This is a genomic window from Nonomuraea sp. NPDC050643, from assembly GCF_040654715.1.
In the GTDB taxonomy this organism is placed as follows: Bacteria; Actinomycetota; Actinomycetes; order Streptosporangiales; family Streptosporangiaceae; genus Nonomuraea.
Genome location: NZ_JBFAIM010000055.1, coordinates 22,933 through 37,029, shown reverse-complemented (window position 1 = coordinate 37,029; position 14,097 = coordinate 22,933). Strand labels below are relative to the sequence as shown.

Sequence of the window (14,097 nt, the reverse complement as noted above, 5' to 3'; positions counted from 1 at the left end):
CTTAGAACGCTCTTTTAGCCGGTATGGCGCCACTTTCAAACGGCACGTACGCGTCTTCGTGCTCATAGCCTTTGTGCATGCGGATGGAGTTGCTGGGACCGGTCCGGGCCTGCGCCGACGATGGCACGCCGATCGAGGTCGGCGGCGTCATGGTCCGAGCGCTGCTGGCCCGGCTGGCTCTGGCCGAGGGCGAGACAGTGCCGGTCGACGCACTCGTTGACGGCCTGTGGGGGGAGCATCCGCGCGGGGGCACCGTCAACGCACTGCATGGGCTGGTCCATCGGCTGCGCAAAGCTCTGGGCGAGGCCGAGGTCGTGGAGAGGGCGGCCGGCGGGTACCGCCTGCACGTACGCGCCGAGGACGTCGACGCCTGTCGGTTCGAGAAGAAGGCGAAGCGGGGCGGTCGCGAACTGGCCGCGGGTGACGTGCGGCGAGCGGCCTCGCTGCTGGACGAGGCGCTGGCGATGTGGAGGGGAGACGCGCTGGCCGACGTGCGTGACACCCCCTTCGCCGCCACGGCCGGCGCGCGGCTGGACGAGCTACGGGTCGCGGGCATGGAAGACCGTTTCGAGGCGGAGCTGCGACTGGGCCACCACGACGAGATCCTGGCCGATATGGCGGCGTTGACCGCCGGTCACCCGCTGCGCGAACGGCTGGCCGGACTGCGCATGAGAGCGTTGCACGCGGCAGGCCGCCAGTCCGACGCGCTGGCCGTGTTCGACCAGGTCCGCGGCACCCTCGCCGAGGAACTGGGCGTCGACCCCTCCGCGGACCTCCGCGAGACGTACCTCGCCGTACTGCGGGGTGAGCGGGAGCACCCCCAGGCGCGACAGGCTCGGCCGCACGCAGTGCCAGGACGTCTGCCCGCCCAACTGACCAGCTTCGTCGGCAGACAGGAGGAGCTGAGGTTGCTGGCCGGGTTGCTGGAGTCCTCCCGGCTGGTCACCGTCGTGGGCCCTGGAGGAGTGGGCAAGACCCGGCTGGCCGTGGAGGCCGTGAGCCGGCATCGGGTCCATCAGCGAGGCCGGGCCTGGCTGGTCTCGCTGGCCGCGGTGAACACGGCCGACGGGCTGGTGGAGGCGGTGCTGAGCACGATCAGCCTCGCCGGAGCCCAGCCGGCCGGCACGCTACTGGAGCGGGTGGTCAACCTGCTCGCCGGTGGTGAAGGCGTGCTGATGCTGGACAACTGCGAACAGATCTCCGGAGCCGTCGCGGAGTTCGCCGGGCAGTTGCTGGAGCGCCAGCCGGACCTGACCATCCTGGCCACGAGCCGGGAACCGCTGGACGTCATGGGTGAGGCGCTGTGCCGCCTGGGACCCCTCGGTCTCCCCCCGGAGCACGTGGATCGCGATCGTGTCTCCGCATCGGCCGCGGTGCGGCTGTTCCTCGACCGGGCGGGAGCCGTACGACCCGGCTTCGCACTGGACGCGTCGACCGCGCGGCCGGTCGTGGACATCGTGCGCCGGCTGGACGGGCTGCCGCTCGCCCTGGAACTGGCCGCGGCACGCCTGCGGACCATGAGTGCCGAGCAGATCGCCCGGCGGCTGGATGACCGCTTCCGGCTGCTCAGCACCGGTAACCGGACCGCCCAGCCCCGCCAGCAGACGTTGCATGCGGTCATTGAGTGGAGCTGGGATCTCCTCACCTCACAGGAGCGCACCCTGGCCGCCCGGATATCGATATTTCCGGCGCGGACGGGTATCGCGGTGATCGAAGCGGTCTGCGCGGATGAGACGCTTCCCGCGGACGAGGTTGTCTACCTCCTGGACTCCCTGGTCGACAAATCCATCGTGGAGCGGGCCGGCGACGGCTACCGGATGCTGGAAACCATCCGGGCACACGCGGCGGGGAAGCTCCGACTCGCCGGAGAGACCCACGCCGTCCTGCGTGGGCTCACCCGGTACTTCGCGGACCTGGCCGACGAACACGAGCCGCTGCTGCGCTCGGACAAGCAGGCGGAGTCGCTGCGGCTGTTCCAGGCCGAGTACGACAACCTGATGTACGCCCTGCAAACGGCCATCGACGGAGACGACGCCGAGACCGCGGCCCGGATTCTCGGACCGCTGTACTGGTACTGGGTCATGCTCCGCTACGACGCCCGGGCCGAGACCTACATCGCCAAGGTCACCGAGTTCGGCGACGCGCTGCCCGCGGACGCCCGCGCCGCGTTCACCGCGATCCACCTGGTGGGCGTCGAGGGCGGGCCGATCACCGACCCCGAGCGGCTCCGCGCGCTCATCGGCGACTGCGCGCGCACGGGCGCGCTGCGCCGCTATCCGATGCTGCTGACGATAGTGGTGGTGATGGCGGCGATACTCGGGCTGGACGAGCTGCTCGATCAAGAGATCGCCCGGGTGCGCAGCGGCTCGGACCACTGGGCGATCGCCTGCACCTTCATGATCGAAGCCATGCGCCATCGCGAACAGGGCGACCGGGAGGGCTCCGCGACCGCGATGACCACGGCACTGCGCCTGTTCGAGGAGACGGGCGATCGGTGGTGGACGGCGAAGGCGCTGTACGGCCTGGCCCAGATCCACGCCATCGCCGGAGACCACGACCAGGCGATCACCGCCTACGAGCACAGCCTCGCGATCGCCACCGACCTCGGCTCGCAGGACGAGGTCTCCACCCGGCTCGGGCTCGCCACAGAACGCGTGCGCGCCGGCGACCTGGCCGGCGCGAGGCGCGACATCGACACCGCCGAACGAGCGGCCTGGCGGCGTGGCCAGCCGGCGCTGGAGATCGAGGTGCTCGGCGTCCAGGCAGAACTGCACCGCCGCTCCGGAGAGGTCGAACGCGCCGATCAAGCGCTCGACCGGATGGAGGCGCTCCTGCGCAAGCTGCCCCAGTCGGCGGAGGCCATCGACCGTCGGCTGCTCCTCGCTCGGGTAGCCAACCTCCTCACCGCTGGCGACGCCGTACGCACCCGCGAACTGATGCCCCGCGCTGTCGAGGCGGCGCAGGCGATCATGGATGCCCCCTTGGCTGCTCAACTCCTGGCCAGGCTACTGTTGCTGGAGGGCGATCCGGCAGGCGCGGCCACCGCGCTCGGCCTGAGTCAGGCCATCCGCGGCGCCTTCGACCACGGCGACACCGAACTGCGCCGGTTCTCGGAGCTGCTCGCGGAGTCGCTCGGCCGTACCGACTACGACAGCGCCTATGAACGGGGCGCCGACCTGACCCCACACGAGGCCACCGACCGTCTGACACAGCTACGTGTATAAGTCACATCTGTTGACAGTGCTCCCGGATGGAGGCAGGCGGCCCGCCGAAACCGATGATGTCGGCAGGGGCGACCGATGTCGGAGGCCTATCGATGGCGGGACCCCGGGTGTTGACCGCTGAACAGAGGGCGATGGCCTTCTAGGGGTTCACCTGAGCCCAGAACGCGCCCGGGAGGCGGGACGGCGGGCATCCGGGGCAGGTGCCGCCGGGGTGAGGTTCAGCCGGTCAGGCCGGCGTCGTGGGCGAGCAGGGCGATCTGGGTGCGGTTGTTGAGGTCGAGCTTGTCGAGAATGCGCGAGATGTGGGCCTTCACGGTCGCGATGCTCATGAACAACTCGCCGCTGATCTCGGCGTTGGACCTGCCCCGGCCCACGGCGACGGCCACCTCCCGTTCCCGTTCGCTGAGCAGGCTCAGCACGCGTACGGCGTGCTGCCGCCGGGCGGCGGCGCCGGTGTCGGCGACGTGGGCGATCAACTGGCGGGTCACCGTCGGCGACAAGATGGGCTCCCCGGCCGACACCCGTACGATCGCGCGCAGGATCTCGGCGGGCGGCGTGTGCTTGAGCAGGAAGCCGCTGGCCCCGGCGCGCAGGGCGCGCAGCACGTACTCGTCGGCGTCGAAAGTCGTCAGCACGACGACCTCAGGCGGGTCAGGCCGGGCACGCAGCAGCTCGGTGGCGGCCAGGCCGTCCAGCACGGGCATGCGGATGTCCATCAGCACCACGTCCGGGGCGCAGGCCTCCACCGCGGCGGGCACCTCGGCTCCGCAGGCCGCCTCGCCCACCACGCTCAGCTCGGGCGAACCGCCGATGATCATCGCCAGGCCGGCCCGTACCAGCGGGTCGTCATCCACGATGAGAACCCGGATCGCGGCGTTCACCTCGGCCACGGCAACCATGCCCACAGCCGGAACTCACCCGCGGCGGTCGGGCCGTACTCCAGCCGTCCACCGGCCAGGCCGGCCCGCTCGGCCAGGCCGATCAGGCCACTGCCGCCGCCCGGAATCCCGGCGGCGGCGGTGGCGCCGGCCGGGTTGCGCACCTCGACCGTCAGCCCCTCCCCCGCCGACCCGCCGACGGTCACCGACACCTGGCCGTCGCGGCCGTGCTTGCGGGCGTTGGTCAGCCCTTCCTGCACGATCCGGTACGCGCCGCGCCCGATCGCCGCGGGCGCGGCCGCCGGTTCCCCCACCCGGCAGTCGAGCAGCACCCGCATGCCCGCGCGCCGTGACTGATCGACCAGGTCGGGAAGATCGGCCAGGGTGGGCTGGGGCCGCTCCGGCGCCTCCTCGGACCGGTCGAGGCGGCCGGCGCGGAGCATGCCGATGACCTCGCGCAGATCCTCCAGCGCCCGGTGCGCGCTGTCGCGGATCACCCCCGCGGCCCGGGCGACCTCCTCGGGCGCGGCGTCGGGACGAAGCTCCAGCGCCCCGGCGTGCAGGCTGAGCAGGGACAGGCGGTGGGCGAGCACATCGTGCATCTCCCGGGCGATCCGGTCGCGTTCGGACCGGCGGACCTGGGCGAGGCGCAGTTCCCGCTCGGATTCGACCCGCCGGGCCCGTTCGCGCAGGGACTGCCGCCGGGCTCGTACGAACATCCCCCAGGCGAGCACCGCGGCGATGCAGGCGAAGCCCAGCAGGACCTGCCACCAGGGCGGCACCGGGACGTCCGGCCGGACCAGCGGCGTCAGCAACGGCACCACCACGCACCCGGCCACGATCGGGCCGGCCACCGCCACGCGCCGGTGCGCCGCGACGGTGAACAGCGCGATCAGCGCCACCCCCGCGGCCGACATCGAATAGACGCTGAACGCCACCGCGACCACCGCGAAGCCGACCGGCCGGCGCCGGCGCAGCCACACCCCCAGGCAGCTCAGCCCGCCGAGGGCGGCGTCCACCGCGAACGGCACCGGTGCGGGATGCTGGCCGAGGCCTTCCACCACGCCGAGCGCCGTGAGGCCAACGGCCAGCAGGAACAACGCCACATCAGCCGCCCAGTCGCGCCTGGTGCGCCCGGCCGGGCGCACCGGGGCGGGCCCGGGGCCACTGAGCGCGCCGGCGGGGAGCAGGATCCGATGGTCCAGGCCGGCCGGGGTCGTCACGACCCAAGGGTACGGCCGCCCCCGGTCCAGCGGAATCCGACCAAAGTAGATCCCGTACCGCCGACCTTCGGCCATCCGGGCGCCGACCTGCGGCCGTAGCGACGCGCCCGCCCGTCGCGCCAGCCTGTCCCCATGACCGGTCCGGGCAGCTTCCGTCATCGCCGGCAGCCGCGCGGAACCGGCCGGGAATCCCCAGACCCCCGTCCCACGACCCAGAAAGGCGCCGAGACCGAAATGAGTGACGTGCGAGCAAGACTCTCCACCCTGTGGATCGTCGTCATGTTCACCATGCTCTACGCGGATGTCCTCAGTTTCCTGAACGCCGAATTCCTGCGAGGGCTCATGGCGGGACATGCCGAGGGCGTACCCGTCACCCCGCTGCTCCTGGTGGGATCCGCGGTCATGGTCGAGATCCCGATCGTGATGGTGGTGTTGTCGCGTGTGCTGAAACCGGCGGTGATCCGGTGGGTCACCTTGGTGGCGGCCCCGCTGACCGCGGCGTTCATCATCGGCGGCGGATCGGCGAAACCCCACTACCTGGTCCTGGCCGCCGTGGAGGTGGTGTGCCTGGCCGTCATCCTGCGGCAGGCCTGGCGCATGGACACCTCTCCCGCCGTGAGCCGTCCTGCGGGATGAGGCTTCGCCGACGCCGGGCCCGCACCGGCCTCGCGCAAGCGCCGGACGGCTGTCCTGCTCGGCGGCACCAACCCCTCCTACGGCAAGACGCTCGCCTACCTGACCGAGCAGGCGACCGAACCGACCTGGTCCTCCCTCAACGCAGACTCCGCCCGGCCTGATCTCCGGTGGCCGGCAGGGCGCGCACGGCGCCCTGCCGGCTGAGGGCTTCAGTTCAGCAACGCGACGAGCTGCTCCTCCTCGTAGTCCAGGTGGGCCTCCACCTCACGGGTGAGCCGCTCGACCCCGGCCAGCAGCGCGGGCGGGGCCACGTCGTCGGCGGCGAGGAGGGTCTGGAGCTCCTCCAGCAGCCGCTGTACGGTCACGTGCTCGGCACGCAACCGCGCCATCACCGGGGCGAGCTCCGGATAGCGCTCCTCCAGCGCGGGGAACATGTGACCGTCCTCGCGCGAGTGGTGCCCGTGCAGGCCCTCGCACATGGTCAGGCAGTTGACCCGGAGCTGCGCGGCCAGGCGCGGCCCCGACGCGGCCACCTCGCGGCGGATCAGGGCCAGTTCCCGGCGGAACGCGCCGTGAATCGTCTTGAGCGCGTCGCCCATGGACCCCGTGGGCGGCCCGAAGTCGGTGGGCAGCAGGGCGAGGACGGGCAGGGTTCGGCCGGACCTGGTCTCGTACTCGGCCCAGCCGGGTTCGGACTCGACGGCGCGGGCGAACAGGCGAGCCCGCTCCTCGCCCTCCAGCACGACCGCCTTGGCCTGGTAGGTGAAGCTCCCGTCCTCGACGGTGGCCTGCGGATGGGCGAGCAGGTTGTGGTACCAGGCCGGGTTCCTGGGCGCGCCGCCGGCCGAGGCGATGATGAGGATGCGGTCGCCGTCGGGCAGGTAGCCGAGCGGCGTCGTGTGCGGCGCGCCGGTTCTGGCGCCGGTGGTCGTCAGCAGGAGCAGTCTGGCCCCTTCGAAATAGCCGCCGACCCGGCCTTTGTTGGCGCGGAATTCGTCAATGATCTGCTGGTTGAAGTCGTTGGGCATGCTGAGTTCAGGCTCCAGGGCGGTGTTGGTGTCGATGACATGACGAACCCCGCACGGGCATGCCGATGCGAGCGGGGTCAGGACACCGCCGAGGGCATGGGACGACGCGCGGGGGCGGTGCGCTCAGGCACGACCGAAGTAAGCGTTCACGGCGTCATCCCCTTTGATTCGGCGCCTCCGTGCCACCCCCTTGCTCCCCGGGTGGCGGCACGCGACGCGACGGCCATTACACGCCTCTCGCGGGAGATGTGTCAAGCCGTTACGTACCCCGTACCGGACTCGAACCGGCGATTTCCCGGGTGAAAGCCGGGCGTCCTGACCGCTGGACCAACGGGGCTCGCGTACGTCCGGCGGGATTCGAACCCGCACCGCCCGGCTCCTAAGGCCGGTGCCTCTCCCATTGGGCCACGGACGCTTGTCGCGCAAAAAGAAAATGCCGCTCGGTGCTTATCCGGCGGCCTTGGGATGTCCTTTCCGTGGACTATCCTTCGAGCCGCCGCGGCAGAATGCGGCCGAGCGCCGCAGGGCGGCGCAGCCGCTGTTCGGGCGGATTGGCTGCGTATCTCATGGCCGACTTTTCCTTTCGACGAGTTCGACGGTAACGGGCGGGAGCGTTGGCCACTTAATTTACTCGCGGAATTAAGACGGACCGTACCGTCTCGTTGTCGTGGTAAAGTGCTCCGCATGACCAAGCCACCCGACCCGGCCCGGCGCAGCGAGCGGTCGCGTCAGGCCATCCTCGACGCCACCCGCGAGCTGGTCTCCGAGGTCGGCTACGCCAAGCTGTCGATCGAGGCCATCGCCGCGCGGGCCGGCGTGGGCAAGCAGACGATCTACCGGTGGTGGCGCTCCAAGGGCGCGGTGGTCTTCGACGCGTTCCTGGCGCTCAGCGACTCGGGCGAGGGCATGGCGCTGCCCGACACCGGCGACATCGAGGCCGATCTCAAGGTCGTGATGCGGGCGACGGTGGCCGAGTTCGCCGATCCGGCGTTCGAGGCGCCGATCAGGGCGCTCAACATGGAGATCATCAACGATCCCGATCTCGCCGTCCAATACCGGGAGAAGCTGGCCGGTCCGGTCGACGAGGCCAAGAAAGACCGGCTGCGCAGCGCGCAGCGGGCCGGCCAGATCGCCGCCGACGCGGACCTCGACCTGGCCCTGGAGCTGCTGTATGCGCCCCTCTACCAGCGCTGGCTGCTTCGCTCGGGCCCGCTGACCCCCGCCTACGCCGACGCCCTGGTCGACCTCACCCTCAAGGCGCTGCGCCCCCCGGTTTGACGTTGACGCCACGTCAACGTCTTAACTGGAGACATGCGGATCGGAGAGCTCGCCGCACTGCTCGGGGTGTCCACCCGGACCGTGCGCTACTACCACCACCAGGGCGTCCTGCCGGAGCCGCCGCGCCTGGCCAACGGCTACCGCGAATACGGCATGCGCGACGCCGTCGCCCTGGCCCGCGTCCGCCGGCTGACCGAGCTGGGGCTCAGCCTCGACGAGGCCCGCGACGTCATCGCCGAGGACCGCTCGAGAGATCTGCCCGAGATCCTCGCCGAGATCGACGCCGACCTGGCCAGGCAGGAACGCGAGATCCACCTCAGACGCGCCCGCCTGGCCCAGGTCCTCGAACGGGCCGAGGCCGGCACGCTGACCCCCGACGACACCGCCTCGCCCGACCTGCTGGCCTTCCTGCGCACGGTGGAGCTCCCGGCCTCGAAGGCGGCGGCCTGGGACCGCGACCTGCTCGTCCTCGTGGACAGCGTGGCGGCCGCCCCCGACAAGACCCGGACCTTCGCCATGCTGGACACACTGACGGTCGATCCGGAGATGGCGGCGCGCGGGCACGAGTTCTACCGCCGCCTGGACGACCTGGCCGACGCCGACCCCGGCGACCCGCGGGTGGGGACGCTGGCCGAGATGATCGCGGACTTCAGCATGGAGCACCTGCTGGCCGACTTCGCGCCGGCGACACCGGGGTGGGACCCGCAGGTGGTGGAGCCCTTCCTCGACGGGCTGGCCCCGGCGCAGGCGGAGGTCGTACGGGAGGCGATGCGGATCATGACCGCGCGCGGGCGTGGCGACGCCTGAGCCCTGAGGACGCGCGGGGCATACGCGGCGATTTCGTGGGTGATGCCGGAGCGGGAGCGTAAAGAACGCGCCCGGTCCCTGTGGCGTACCGGCCTGGACCGCCACGGCTCGTGATCTCCTGAGCGAAGTCGTCACCGTACGTCACTCGGGAGGTCACATATGCGCCGTCATACTCCGGCTCACCTGCTCGCCACCGCCGCCCTGGTCACCGCCCTCGTACCGCTCGTCGCCGCGAACCCCGCGGGCGGGCTCCTGGACCAGTTGCGCACCATCGTCGAGGAACTCGTCGGGGAAAGCGCCATCCCCAGTGTGGCCGACCTCCTCGAGCGTCAGGGCGCGGTACGCATCGCCGCCGGTCTGGAACCCCAGACCTTCGCGCGCTCGCTCTGAACCCGATGCCGGCCATCCGCGCATCGGCTTGACGGGGAACCAGGGGCCAGTCCTCAGCCCGTGCACGCGTTGAGTTCCTCCTGGCACACGTCCAAGCACCTGAGGTACGCACTGCCGCCGAGCGGATAGGCTCGGCGGCAGTTCTGGACACAGTGCTTGTGCTCGAAGGCGCAGGTTCCGCCACGTACGTCCGGCTGCCGCGCGGCCTTGCCGACGGCGTGGCCCAACTGCCGGAAGACCTCGCTCAGCGCCGGGTCGGCGAAGGAGACCTCGACCACCATCAGCCGCTTGCCGCAGCACTCCTTGGTGTCCTCGGTCGTGGTGATGGACTCCAGGGCGTCCTTCGGCACGGTCACGCCGAGGGAGCAGGAGCATCCGAGACCGGACACGAACGGCGTCACCTTGACGCGGTCGGGCCGATCGGGGACCGCTTCGACGGTGGACAACGTGCCGGCCCTGTCCTGGCGCGTCAGCAGGTCATCCAGTGAGATCGGCTCGCGGGCCATCCCGGCCTCCAGAGAATCGGAGATGTCCTCTCGTCTTCTCTATCCCCGGCCGCACGACGAATCGCCTGGGTGAGGGGCGTTTTGGCCCGTCGCGGCGACTATCCATACTTCCTCGTCGCCCGCCGGGACTCCCCCGCGCGTGTTCCTTACCCTTATGACGATTCACCCTGCTCCTGGCCCGGCAGGTTCGTGACGGGCCCACTTTCACGGTCGCCGGTCGGCTCCCCCGACTCCGCGATCTCCGTCATCGGCGTCTCGAACTGCCGGCCGAGCCGGTCGCGCTCCTCCTGCGATCGGCTCTGGGCCTCGGCGGCACGCAGGAACGCCGGGTGCCCCCAGTTCTCGGTGTTGCCGTAGATCATCAGCAGGTACTTCATCGTCGGCTCCTCGCTGTGACGCGACGCCCGGCTCCGGGCCTCTCACCTCACAGGTCGGAGCCGGAGGGCCGGTCTCGACAATCCCGCGTCATCCGGTGGGGGCGACGAACTCGGGCTGGTCGATGACGCGCAGCCAGCTTCCGTCGGGCTGGCGGCGTACGACCTGGGCGCGGGCGCCGGAGCCGTCCTTCGGCGGGGTCGAGGTGAGGGCGAGGTCGCCGTGGATCAGGGTCGGCAGCGGCTCCTCCTGCTCGAAGTGCGGCCGCCCGGCCAGCACCTTCTCCCACAACTCCCGGATCGCCTCCCGGCCCACCGTCCGACCGCCCGGCGGGTACGCCAGCACCGCGTCCTCCTCGTACAGCGCCGCCACCCCGGCCGCGTCCCCGGCGTTCGACCGCTCGACGAACAGGCGGGTGATGTCCTCGGGCCGCATGGCCTTCTCGTAGTCCGGCATGAAAGCTCCTTCTTGACGTTCGGTCGGTTCCCAGCCTGCCGGGCCCACTTTCAGAAGTCCAACAGATGGATCTGATGAGAGCTAGAATTCCCAGTTATGGAACTGAGGCAGCTCGAGTACTTCGTCGCGGTCGCCGAGGAGCGGAACTTCACCCGGGCCGCCGAGCGGGTGCACATCAGCCAGTCCGGCGTCAGCGCCCAGATCCGCGGGCTCGAGCGCGAACTCGGGGCCGAGCTGTTCGACCGCTCGGGGCGCGGCGCGACCCTGACGGCCGCGGGCCGGGCGGCGCTCGAGCACGCCCGCGCCGCGCTGGCCGCCGCCGAGGCCGTGGGGCAGGCGGTGGGCGAGGTGGCCGACCTCATCCGGGGGCGGCTCGCGGTCGGGATGGTCATCGGGTGCACGCTGACGCCGTTGTTCGACGCGCTCGCCACGTTCCACCGCGCGCATCCCGGCGTGGAGATCGCGCTGCTGGAGGACAACTCCGACCGCCTCGTCGAAGGCGTCCGCGCGGGCAGCCTCGACCTGGCCCTCGTCGGCACCGCGAGCGCGGCGCCGGAGGGGCTGGAGGCGTACACGATCATCAGGGAGCGGATCGTCGCGGCCGTTCCGGCCGGGCACGAGCTGGCGGGGCGGGACGGCGTGCTGCTGCGGGAGCTGGTGGCGTACCCGATCGTGTGCATGCCGCCGGGCACGGGGCTGCGTACCGTGTTCGACCGGGCGTGTGCCGCGCAGGAGCTGCGGCCGGTGATCGCGATGCAGGCCAGCGCCGCCGACGCCATCGCCGACCTGGCCGGGCGCGGGATGGCGGTGGCCGTGCTCAGCGACTCGATGGCCGCCCACTACGGCGACCGGCTCACCGCCCTGCCCATCCGCGACGTCGACACGCCCGCTCTGCTCGCGCTGGTCTGGAGGACCGCGCACGGCCCCGCGGTGCGGGAACTGCTCAGGTACGCGCGGCGGGCCTTCCCGGCGTAAGGGGGAGGCCGATCAGCAGCAGGCGCCGGCCGAGCCGCTCTTTCCTTCCAGGTCGGAGGCGATCCGGCCGCGCAGCATGGTCTCCATGACCTCCATGAAGCGCTGCGTCCTGGCACGGCCGATGACGAACGGGTTCCCGGCGGACCCGCCGCGCAACTCCTCCATGCGGGCCAGCCCGTTGTCGGCGAGCCCGTGGTTGTTCAGCTCGACGTCCACGCCCGCCCGCCGCATCCGGGAGGCGAAGGCGCGGATGGAGGCGAGGTAGGTGCGCTTCTCCGCGGTCGCGGTGGGCGGATTGGTCCCGCCCCACAACATCGCGGTGTGCCGCCTGCCCTTCCAGCGCACCGGGAAGATCGGCGAGACCGTGCCCGGCGTGTGCCCGGGGGTGTGGTGGAATTCGATCGTGGTGTCGCCGAGGGTGAGCCGCCCGCCGTCGGCGATCTCCAGGTCGCGGGTGGGGGCGTTGGCCTCGGTGGCGGCCAGGGCCCAGTCGGCCCGGGTCATCATGACGCGGGCGCCGTACTGGTCGGCGAGGTACTGGGCGCCGCCGAAATGGTCGGCGTGGCCGTGCAGGGCCACCACGTACTTGATCTTCGACGGGTCCACGCCCACGGAGCGCAGCTCGGGGACGATGACCTTCTGGGCGTCGGCGGGTGAGCCCAGCGCGTCGAGGAGAATGACGCCCCCGGACGTGAGCAGCGCGGTGGCCGAGACGAAGCCGGTGCTCACCACCGCCACGTTGTCGAAGATCCGCAGCGGCTTGGGCGCCTTGACCTGCGGGATCGGCCTGCCCGGGGTGAGCGCCTTGACCAGGGAGCGCAGGACCGGGTCGTCGCCGGCCAGCCTGGCCGCGCGGTCGTAGTAGTGCCGCGCCGGCTTGGGCGCGGTGGCCGACGCCTCGGCCGGGCCCGCCGTCAGGGGCAGGAGGGCCGCGCCGGCCAGCAGGGTACGGCGCGACGGGGCGGACTGCTCGAAGGACATGCGATGGGTGCCTGCTTTCACCCGCCCAGCAGACCAGAGCCGATCATGTGGCGTCCAATATTGGTATTGCTCGCGTGTCCATAGAGGAGTCGATATCGAGGCAGGTCAGGCGCCGTTCCACACCTCGCGGGACAGGCCCATGGTGATCGAGGTCCACCAGTCCTCGCCCACCTGGATGGACTTCGCGTCCACCTCCTCCTCGCGGAACCCGAGGCGTTCGTAGAGCCGCGCGGCCCCGCGGTTGTGCGCGTAGACGGCCAGGCCGACCCGCCGTACGCCCGGATCGGCGAACGCGGTGCCGAGCGCGGCCTTGAGCATCGCCAGCCCGTACCCCTTGCCGCGGGCGGCGGGTGACACCAGGACCATGCCGAGGCGTACCGATCCCGGTTCCTCGGGCCGCAGCATGAAGTGGCCCGTCGCCCGGCCGCCGGTGTCGGTCGCGATGAGGAGGCGGTGGGCGGGGTGGGCGTCGCGGAAGGCGAGCAACTGGGCGCCGTCGAAGGGCCAGGCGAAGCCGGACCTGCCGGACCAGGTGACGAGGGCGTCCAGATCGTCGATCCAGGAGGCGACGGTGGGGGCGTCGGTTCGCTCGAACGCGCGTAACTCGATCATTCGGACATTTCTAGCAGGGCCGCGCCGGGCCGACCGCATGCGGCCTCCGGTGGGCAAGGGATGCTCACTTCGTCAGCAGGTCGGACTCCTGGACGGCGTTCTCGTGGCTGGCGACGAGGAAGGCGTGGACGGCCGCGAGCTGTTCCGCGGTGAACCCGTCCATCAGCCGGCGGCTCCGTACGTCGAATCCGGTGTAGAGGGCGGCGATCCTGGCGAGCGCGTCGGGCACGGCCTCGACCACGACGCTGCGGCGATCGTCCGGATGGGGGCGGCGCCGGACGTATCCGGCCTTCTGGAGGCGGTCGATCATCTGCGTGATGGCCCCCAGCCTTCGGCGTCACGATCTGGGGCAGCCTCGTCCTGCTGGCACTCACCATCGCGGCCAGCTTCCTGCTGCCCCGCAGGTCCGCCGCCGGCTGATCCTCGGCTTCGCAGTCTCCTACCTGCTGCACGCGTGGGGCAGCGCGGGCAAGTACACCCTGCTGGCCGAGCTGCTGCCCGGCGAGCAGCGGCCGGCCGCGAACACCCTGGTCAGCTCGCTCGACTTCACCGCCACCATCGCCGGGCCCACGCTCGCCGGCTCAGGACTGGTCACCGTGGCGCTCGGCGCCGTCGCCGTCGTCCTGCTGCTGGCCCGGCGCGGAACCGGCGCACGCGTGAGCCCGGAGCGACACCTGAGCAGGAATGAAGAAGCGCCGACCCGGGGCCGCACCTAGCCTGACCACCAT

Annotated in this window: 16 protein-coding genes and 2 tRNA genes; 7 read left to right on the top strand and 11 right to left on the bottom strand. The window is 71.3% G+C overall.

Annotation, left to right across the window (positions count from 1 at the left end; genetic code table 11):
- Positions 1 to 77: 77 nt before the first annotated feature.
- Positions 78 to 3,224, top strand: a complete 3,147-nt coding sequence (locus AB0I15_RS47720) for a BTAD domain-containing putative transcriptional regulator (protein ID WP_358112376.1) — start codon at positions 78 to 80, stop codon at positions 3,222 to 3,224.
- A gap of 218 nt (positions 3,225 to 3,442) precedes the next feature.
- Here the strand turns inward: AB0I15_RS47720 and AB0I15_RS47715 are convergent, their stop codons facing one another.
- Together AB0I15_RS47715 and AB0I15_RS47710 are read right to left on the bottom strand one after the other, a co-directional pair.
- Positions 3,443 to 4,123 (bottom strand): response regulator transcription factor, encoded by a 681-nt coding sequence (locus AB0I15_RS47715; RefSeq protein ID WP_358112569.1) that lies wholly within the window; start codon positions 4,121 to 4,123, stop codon positions 3,443 to 3,445.
- Entirely contained in the window at positions 4,102 to 5,325 is a 1,224-nt protein-coding gene (locus AB0I15_RS47710) for a histidine kinase (protein WP_358112373.1), read from the bottom strand. The genes AB0I15_RS47715 and AB0I15_RS47710 overlap by 22 nt, the downstream gene beginning before the upstream one ends.
- A 243-nt stretch (positions 5,326 to 5,568) precedes the next feature.
- Between AB0I15_RS47710 and AB0I15_RS47705 the strand changes: the two genes are divergently transcribed.
- A complete protein-coding gene (locus tag AB0I15_RS47705; protein ID WP_358112370.1) occupies positions 5,569 to 5,961 on the top strand; it encodes a DUF6326 family protein in 393 nt (130 codons plus the stop codon).
- A 209-nt stretch (positions 5,962 to 6,170) separates the two neighbouring features.
- On the opposite strand, the gene AB0I15_RS47700 is transcribed toward AB0I15_RS47705, so the two are convergent.
- The 3 genes from AB0I15_RS47700 to AB0I15_RS47690 form a co-directional block, all read right to left on the bottom strand.
- On the bottom strand, positions 6,171 to 6,989 hold the full coding sequence (locus AB0I15_RS47700; RefSeq protein WP_358112367.1) for a nitroreductase/quinone reductase family protein: 819 nt from the start codon (positions 6,987 to 6,989) through the stop codon (positions 6,171 to 6,173).
- Between the two features lie 264 nt (positions 6,990 to 7,253).
- Positions 7,254 to 7,326: transfer RNA gene (locus AB0I15_RS47695), tRNA-Glu, on the bottom strand.
- Between the two features lie 5 nt (positions 7,327 to 7,331).
- A tRNA-Leu gene (locus tag AB0I15_RS47690) sits at positions 7,332 to 7,404 on the bottom strand.
- A gap of 269 nt (positions 7,405 to 7,673) precedes the next feature.
- Here AB0I15_RS47690 and AB0I15_RS47685 point away from each other — a divergent pair.
- From AB0I15_RS47685 to AB0I15_RS47675, 3 genes are all read left to right on the top strand, one after another.
- Complete coding sequence (locus tag AB0I15_RS47685) at positions 7,674 to 8,267, top strand: TetR/AcrR family transcriptional regulator (protein WP_358112364.1); 594 nt, start codon at positions 7,674 to 7,676, stop codon at positions 8,265 to 8,267.
- A 33-nt stretch (positions 8,268 to 8,300) separates the two neighbouring features.
- The gene (locus tag AB0I15_RS47680; RefSeq protein ID WP_358112361.1) at positions 8,301 to 9,074 is read left to right on the top strand and encodes a MerR family transcriptional regulator; all 774 of its coding nucleotides are present in this window, start codon (positions 8,301 to 8,303) and stop codon (positions 9,072 to 9,074) included.
- A gap of 159 nt (positions 9,075 to 9,233) precedes the next feature.
- The gene (locus tag AB0I15_RS47675) at positions 9,234 to 9,464 is read left to right on the top strand and encodes a hypothetical protein (protein ID WP_358112359.1); all 231 of its coding nucleotides are present in this window, start codon (positions 9,234 to 9,236) and stop codon (positions 9,462 to 9,464) included.
- A gap of 53 nt (positions 9,465 to 9,517) precedes the next feature.
- Here AB0I15_RS47675 and AB0I15_RS47670 read toward each other — a convergent pair whose 3' ends face one another.
- The 3 genes from AB0I15_RS47670 to AB0I15_RS47660 all read right to left on the bottom strand — a co-directional run bounded on the left by AB0I15_RS47670 (position 9,518) and on the right by AB0I15_RS47660 (position 10,801).
- Positions 9,518 to 9,970 carry a hypothetical protein gene (locus AB0I15_RS47670; protein ID WP_358112356.1) on the bottom strand — a complete coding sequence of 151 codons (453 nt, stop codon included), beginning with the start codon at positions 9,968 to 9,970 and terminating at the stop codon, positions 9,518 to 9,520.
- 152 nt (positions 9,971 to 10,122) lie between these two features.
- Complete coding sequence (locus AB0I15_RS47665; RefSeq protein WP_358112353.1) at positions 10,123 to 10,347, bottom strand: hypothetical protein; 225 nt, start codon at positions 10,345 to 10,347, stop codon at positions 10,123 to 10,125.
- 88 nt (positions 10,348 to 10,435) lie between these two features.
- Positions 10,436 to 10,801: a nuclear transport factor 2 family protein gene (locus AB0I15_RS47660; RefSeq protein ID WP_358112350.1), complete on the bottom strand. Its 366-nt coding sequence runs from the start codon at positions 10,799 to 10,801 to the stop codon at positions 10,436 to 10,438.
- A gap of 96 nt (positions 10,802 to 10,897) precedes the next feature.
- Here AB0I15_RS47660 and AB0I15_RS47655 point away from each other — a divergent pair, with 96 nt between their 5' ends.
- Positions 10,898 to 11,776, top strand: a complete 879-nt coding sequence (locus AB0I15_RS47655; protein ID WP_358112347.1) for a LysR substrate-binding domain-containing protein — start codon at positions 10,898 to 10,900, stop codon at positions 11,774 to 11,776.
- A 12-nt stretch (positions 11,777 to 11,788) separates the two neighbouring features.
- On the opposite strand, the gene AB0I15_RS47650 is transcribed toward AB0I15_RS47655, so the two are convergent.
- The 3 genes from AB0I15_RS47650 to AB0I15_RS47640 form a co-directional block, all read right to left on the bottom strand.
- Positions 11,789 to 12,757: an MBL fold metallo-hydrolase gene (locus tag AB0I15_RS47650; RefSeq protein WP_358112344.1), complete on the bottom strand. Its 969-nt coding sequence runs from the start codon at positions 12,755 to 12,757 to the stop codon at positions 11,789 to 11,791.
- Positions 12,758 to 12,862: 105 nt separating this feature from the next.
- Complete coding sequence (locus AB0I15_RS47645) at positions 12,863 to 13,369, bottom strand: GNAT family protein (protein ID WP_358112341.1); 507 nt, start codon at positions 13,367 to 13,369, stop codon at positions 12,863 to 12,865.
- 64 nt (positions 13,370 to 13,433) lie between these two features.
- Positions 13,434 to 13,679, bottom strand: coding sequence for a MarR family transcriptional regulator (locus tag AB0I15_RS47640; RefSeq protein ID WP_358112338.1), 246 nt, complete (start codon positions 13,677 to 13,679; stop codon positions 13,434 to 13,436).
- Positions 13,680 to 13,686: 7 nt separating this feature from the next.
- Here AB0I15_RS47640 and AB0I15_RS47635 point away from each other — a divergent pair, with 7 nt between their 5' ends.
- Positions 13,687 to 14,085, top strand: coding sequence for a hypothetical protein (locus AB0I15_RS47635; RefSeq protein WP_358112335.1), 399 nt, complete (start codon positions 13,687 to 13,689; stop codon positions 14,083 to 14,085).
- Positions 14,086 to 14,097: the final 12 nt, after the last annotated feature.

Excerpts from the sequence above, each read along its gene's own strand:
- AB0I15_RS47655 (WP_358112347.1), top strand. The coding sequence starts at position 10,898 with ATGGAACTGAGGCAGCTCGAGTACTTCGTCGCGGTCGCCGAGGAGCGG.
- AB0I15_RS47680 (WP_358112361.1), top strand. The coding sequence starts at position 8,301 with ATGCGGATCGGAGAGCTCGCCGCACTGCTCGGGGTGTCCACCCGGACC.
- AB0I15_RS47635 (WP_358112335.1), top strand. The coding sequence starts at position 13,687 with ATGGCCCCCAGCCTTCGGCGTCACGATCTGGGGCAGCCTCGTCCTGCT.
- AB0I15_RS47640 (WP_358112338.1), bottom strand. The coding sequence starts at position 13,679 with ATGATCGACCGCCTCCAGAAGGCCGGATACGTCCGGCGCCGCCCCCAT.
- AB0I15_RS47720 (WP_358112376.1), top strand. The coding sequence starts at position 78 with ATGCGGATGGAGTTGCTGGGACCGGTCCGGGCCTGCGCCGACGATGGC.
- AB0I15_RS47660 (WP_358112350.1), bottom strand. The coding sequence starts at position 10,801 with ATGCCGGACTACGAGAAGGCCATGCGGCCCGAGGACATCACCCGCCTG.
- AB0I15_RS47670 (WP_358112356.1), bottom strand. The coding sequence starts at position 9,970 with ATGGCCCGCGAGCCGATCTCACTGGATGACCTGCTGACGCGCCAGGAC.
- AB0I15_RS47715 (WP_358112569.1), bottom strand. The coding sequence starts at position 4,123 with ATGGTTGCCGTGGCCGAGGTGAACGCCGCGATCCGGGTTCTCATCGTG.
- AB0I15_RS47675 (WP_358112359.1), top strand. The coding sequence starts at position 9,234 with ATGCGCCGTCATACTCCGGCTCACCTGCTCGCCACCGCCGCCCTGGTC.
- AB0I15_RS47700 (WP_358112367.1), bottom strand. The coding sequence starts at position 6,989 with ATGCCCAACGACTTCAACCAGCAGATCATTGACGAATTCCGCGCCAAC.
- AB0I15_RS47685 (WP_358112364.1), top strand. The coding sequence starts at position 7,674 with ATGACCAAGCCACCCGACCCGGCCCGGCGCAGCGAGCGGTCGCGTCAG.
- AB0I15_RS47650 (WP_358112344.1), bottom strand. The coding sequence starts at position 12,757 with ATGTCCTTCGAGCAGTCCGCCCCGTCGCGCCGTACCCTGCTGGCCGGC.
- AB0I15_RS47645 (WP_358112341.1), bottom strand. The coding sequence starts at position 13,369 with ATGATCGAGTTACGCGCGTTCGAGCGAACCGACGCCCCCACCGTCGCC.
- AB0I15_RS47665 (WP_358112353.1), bottom strand. The coding sequence starts at position 10,347 with ATGAAGTACCTGCTGATGATCTACGGCAACACCGAGAACTGGGGGCAC.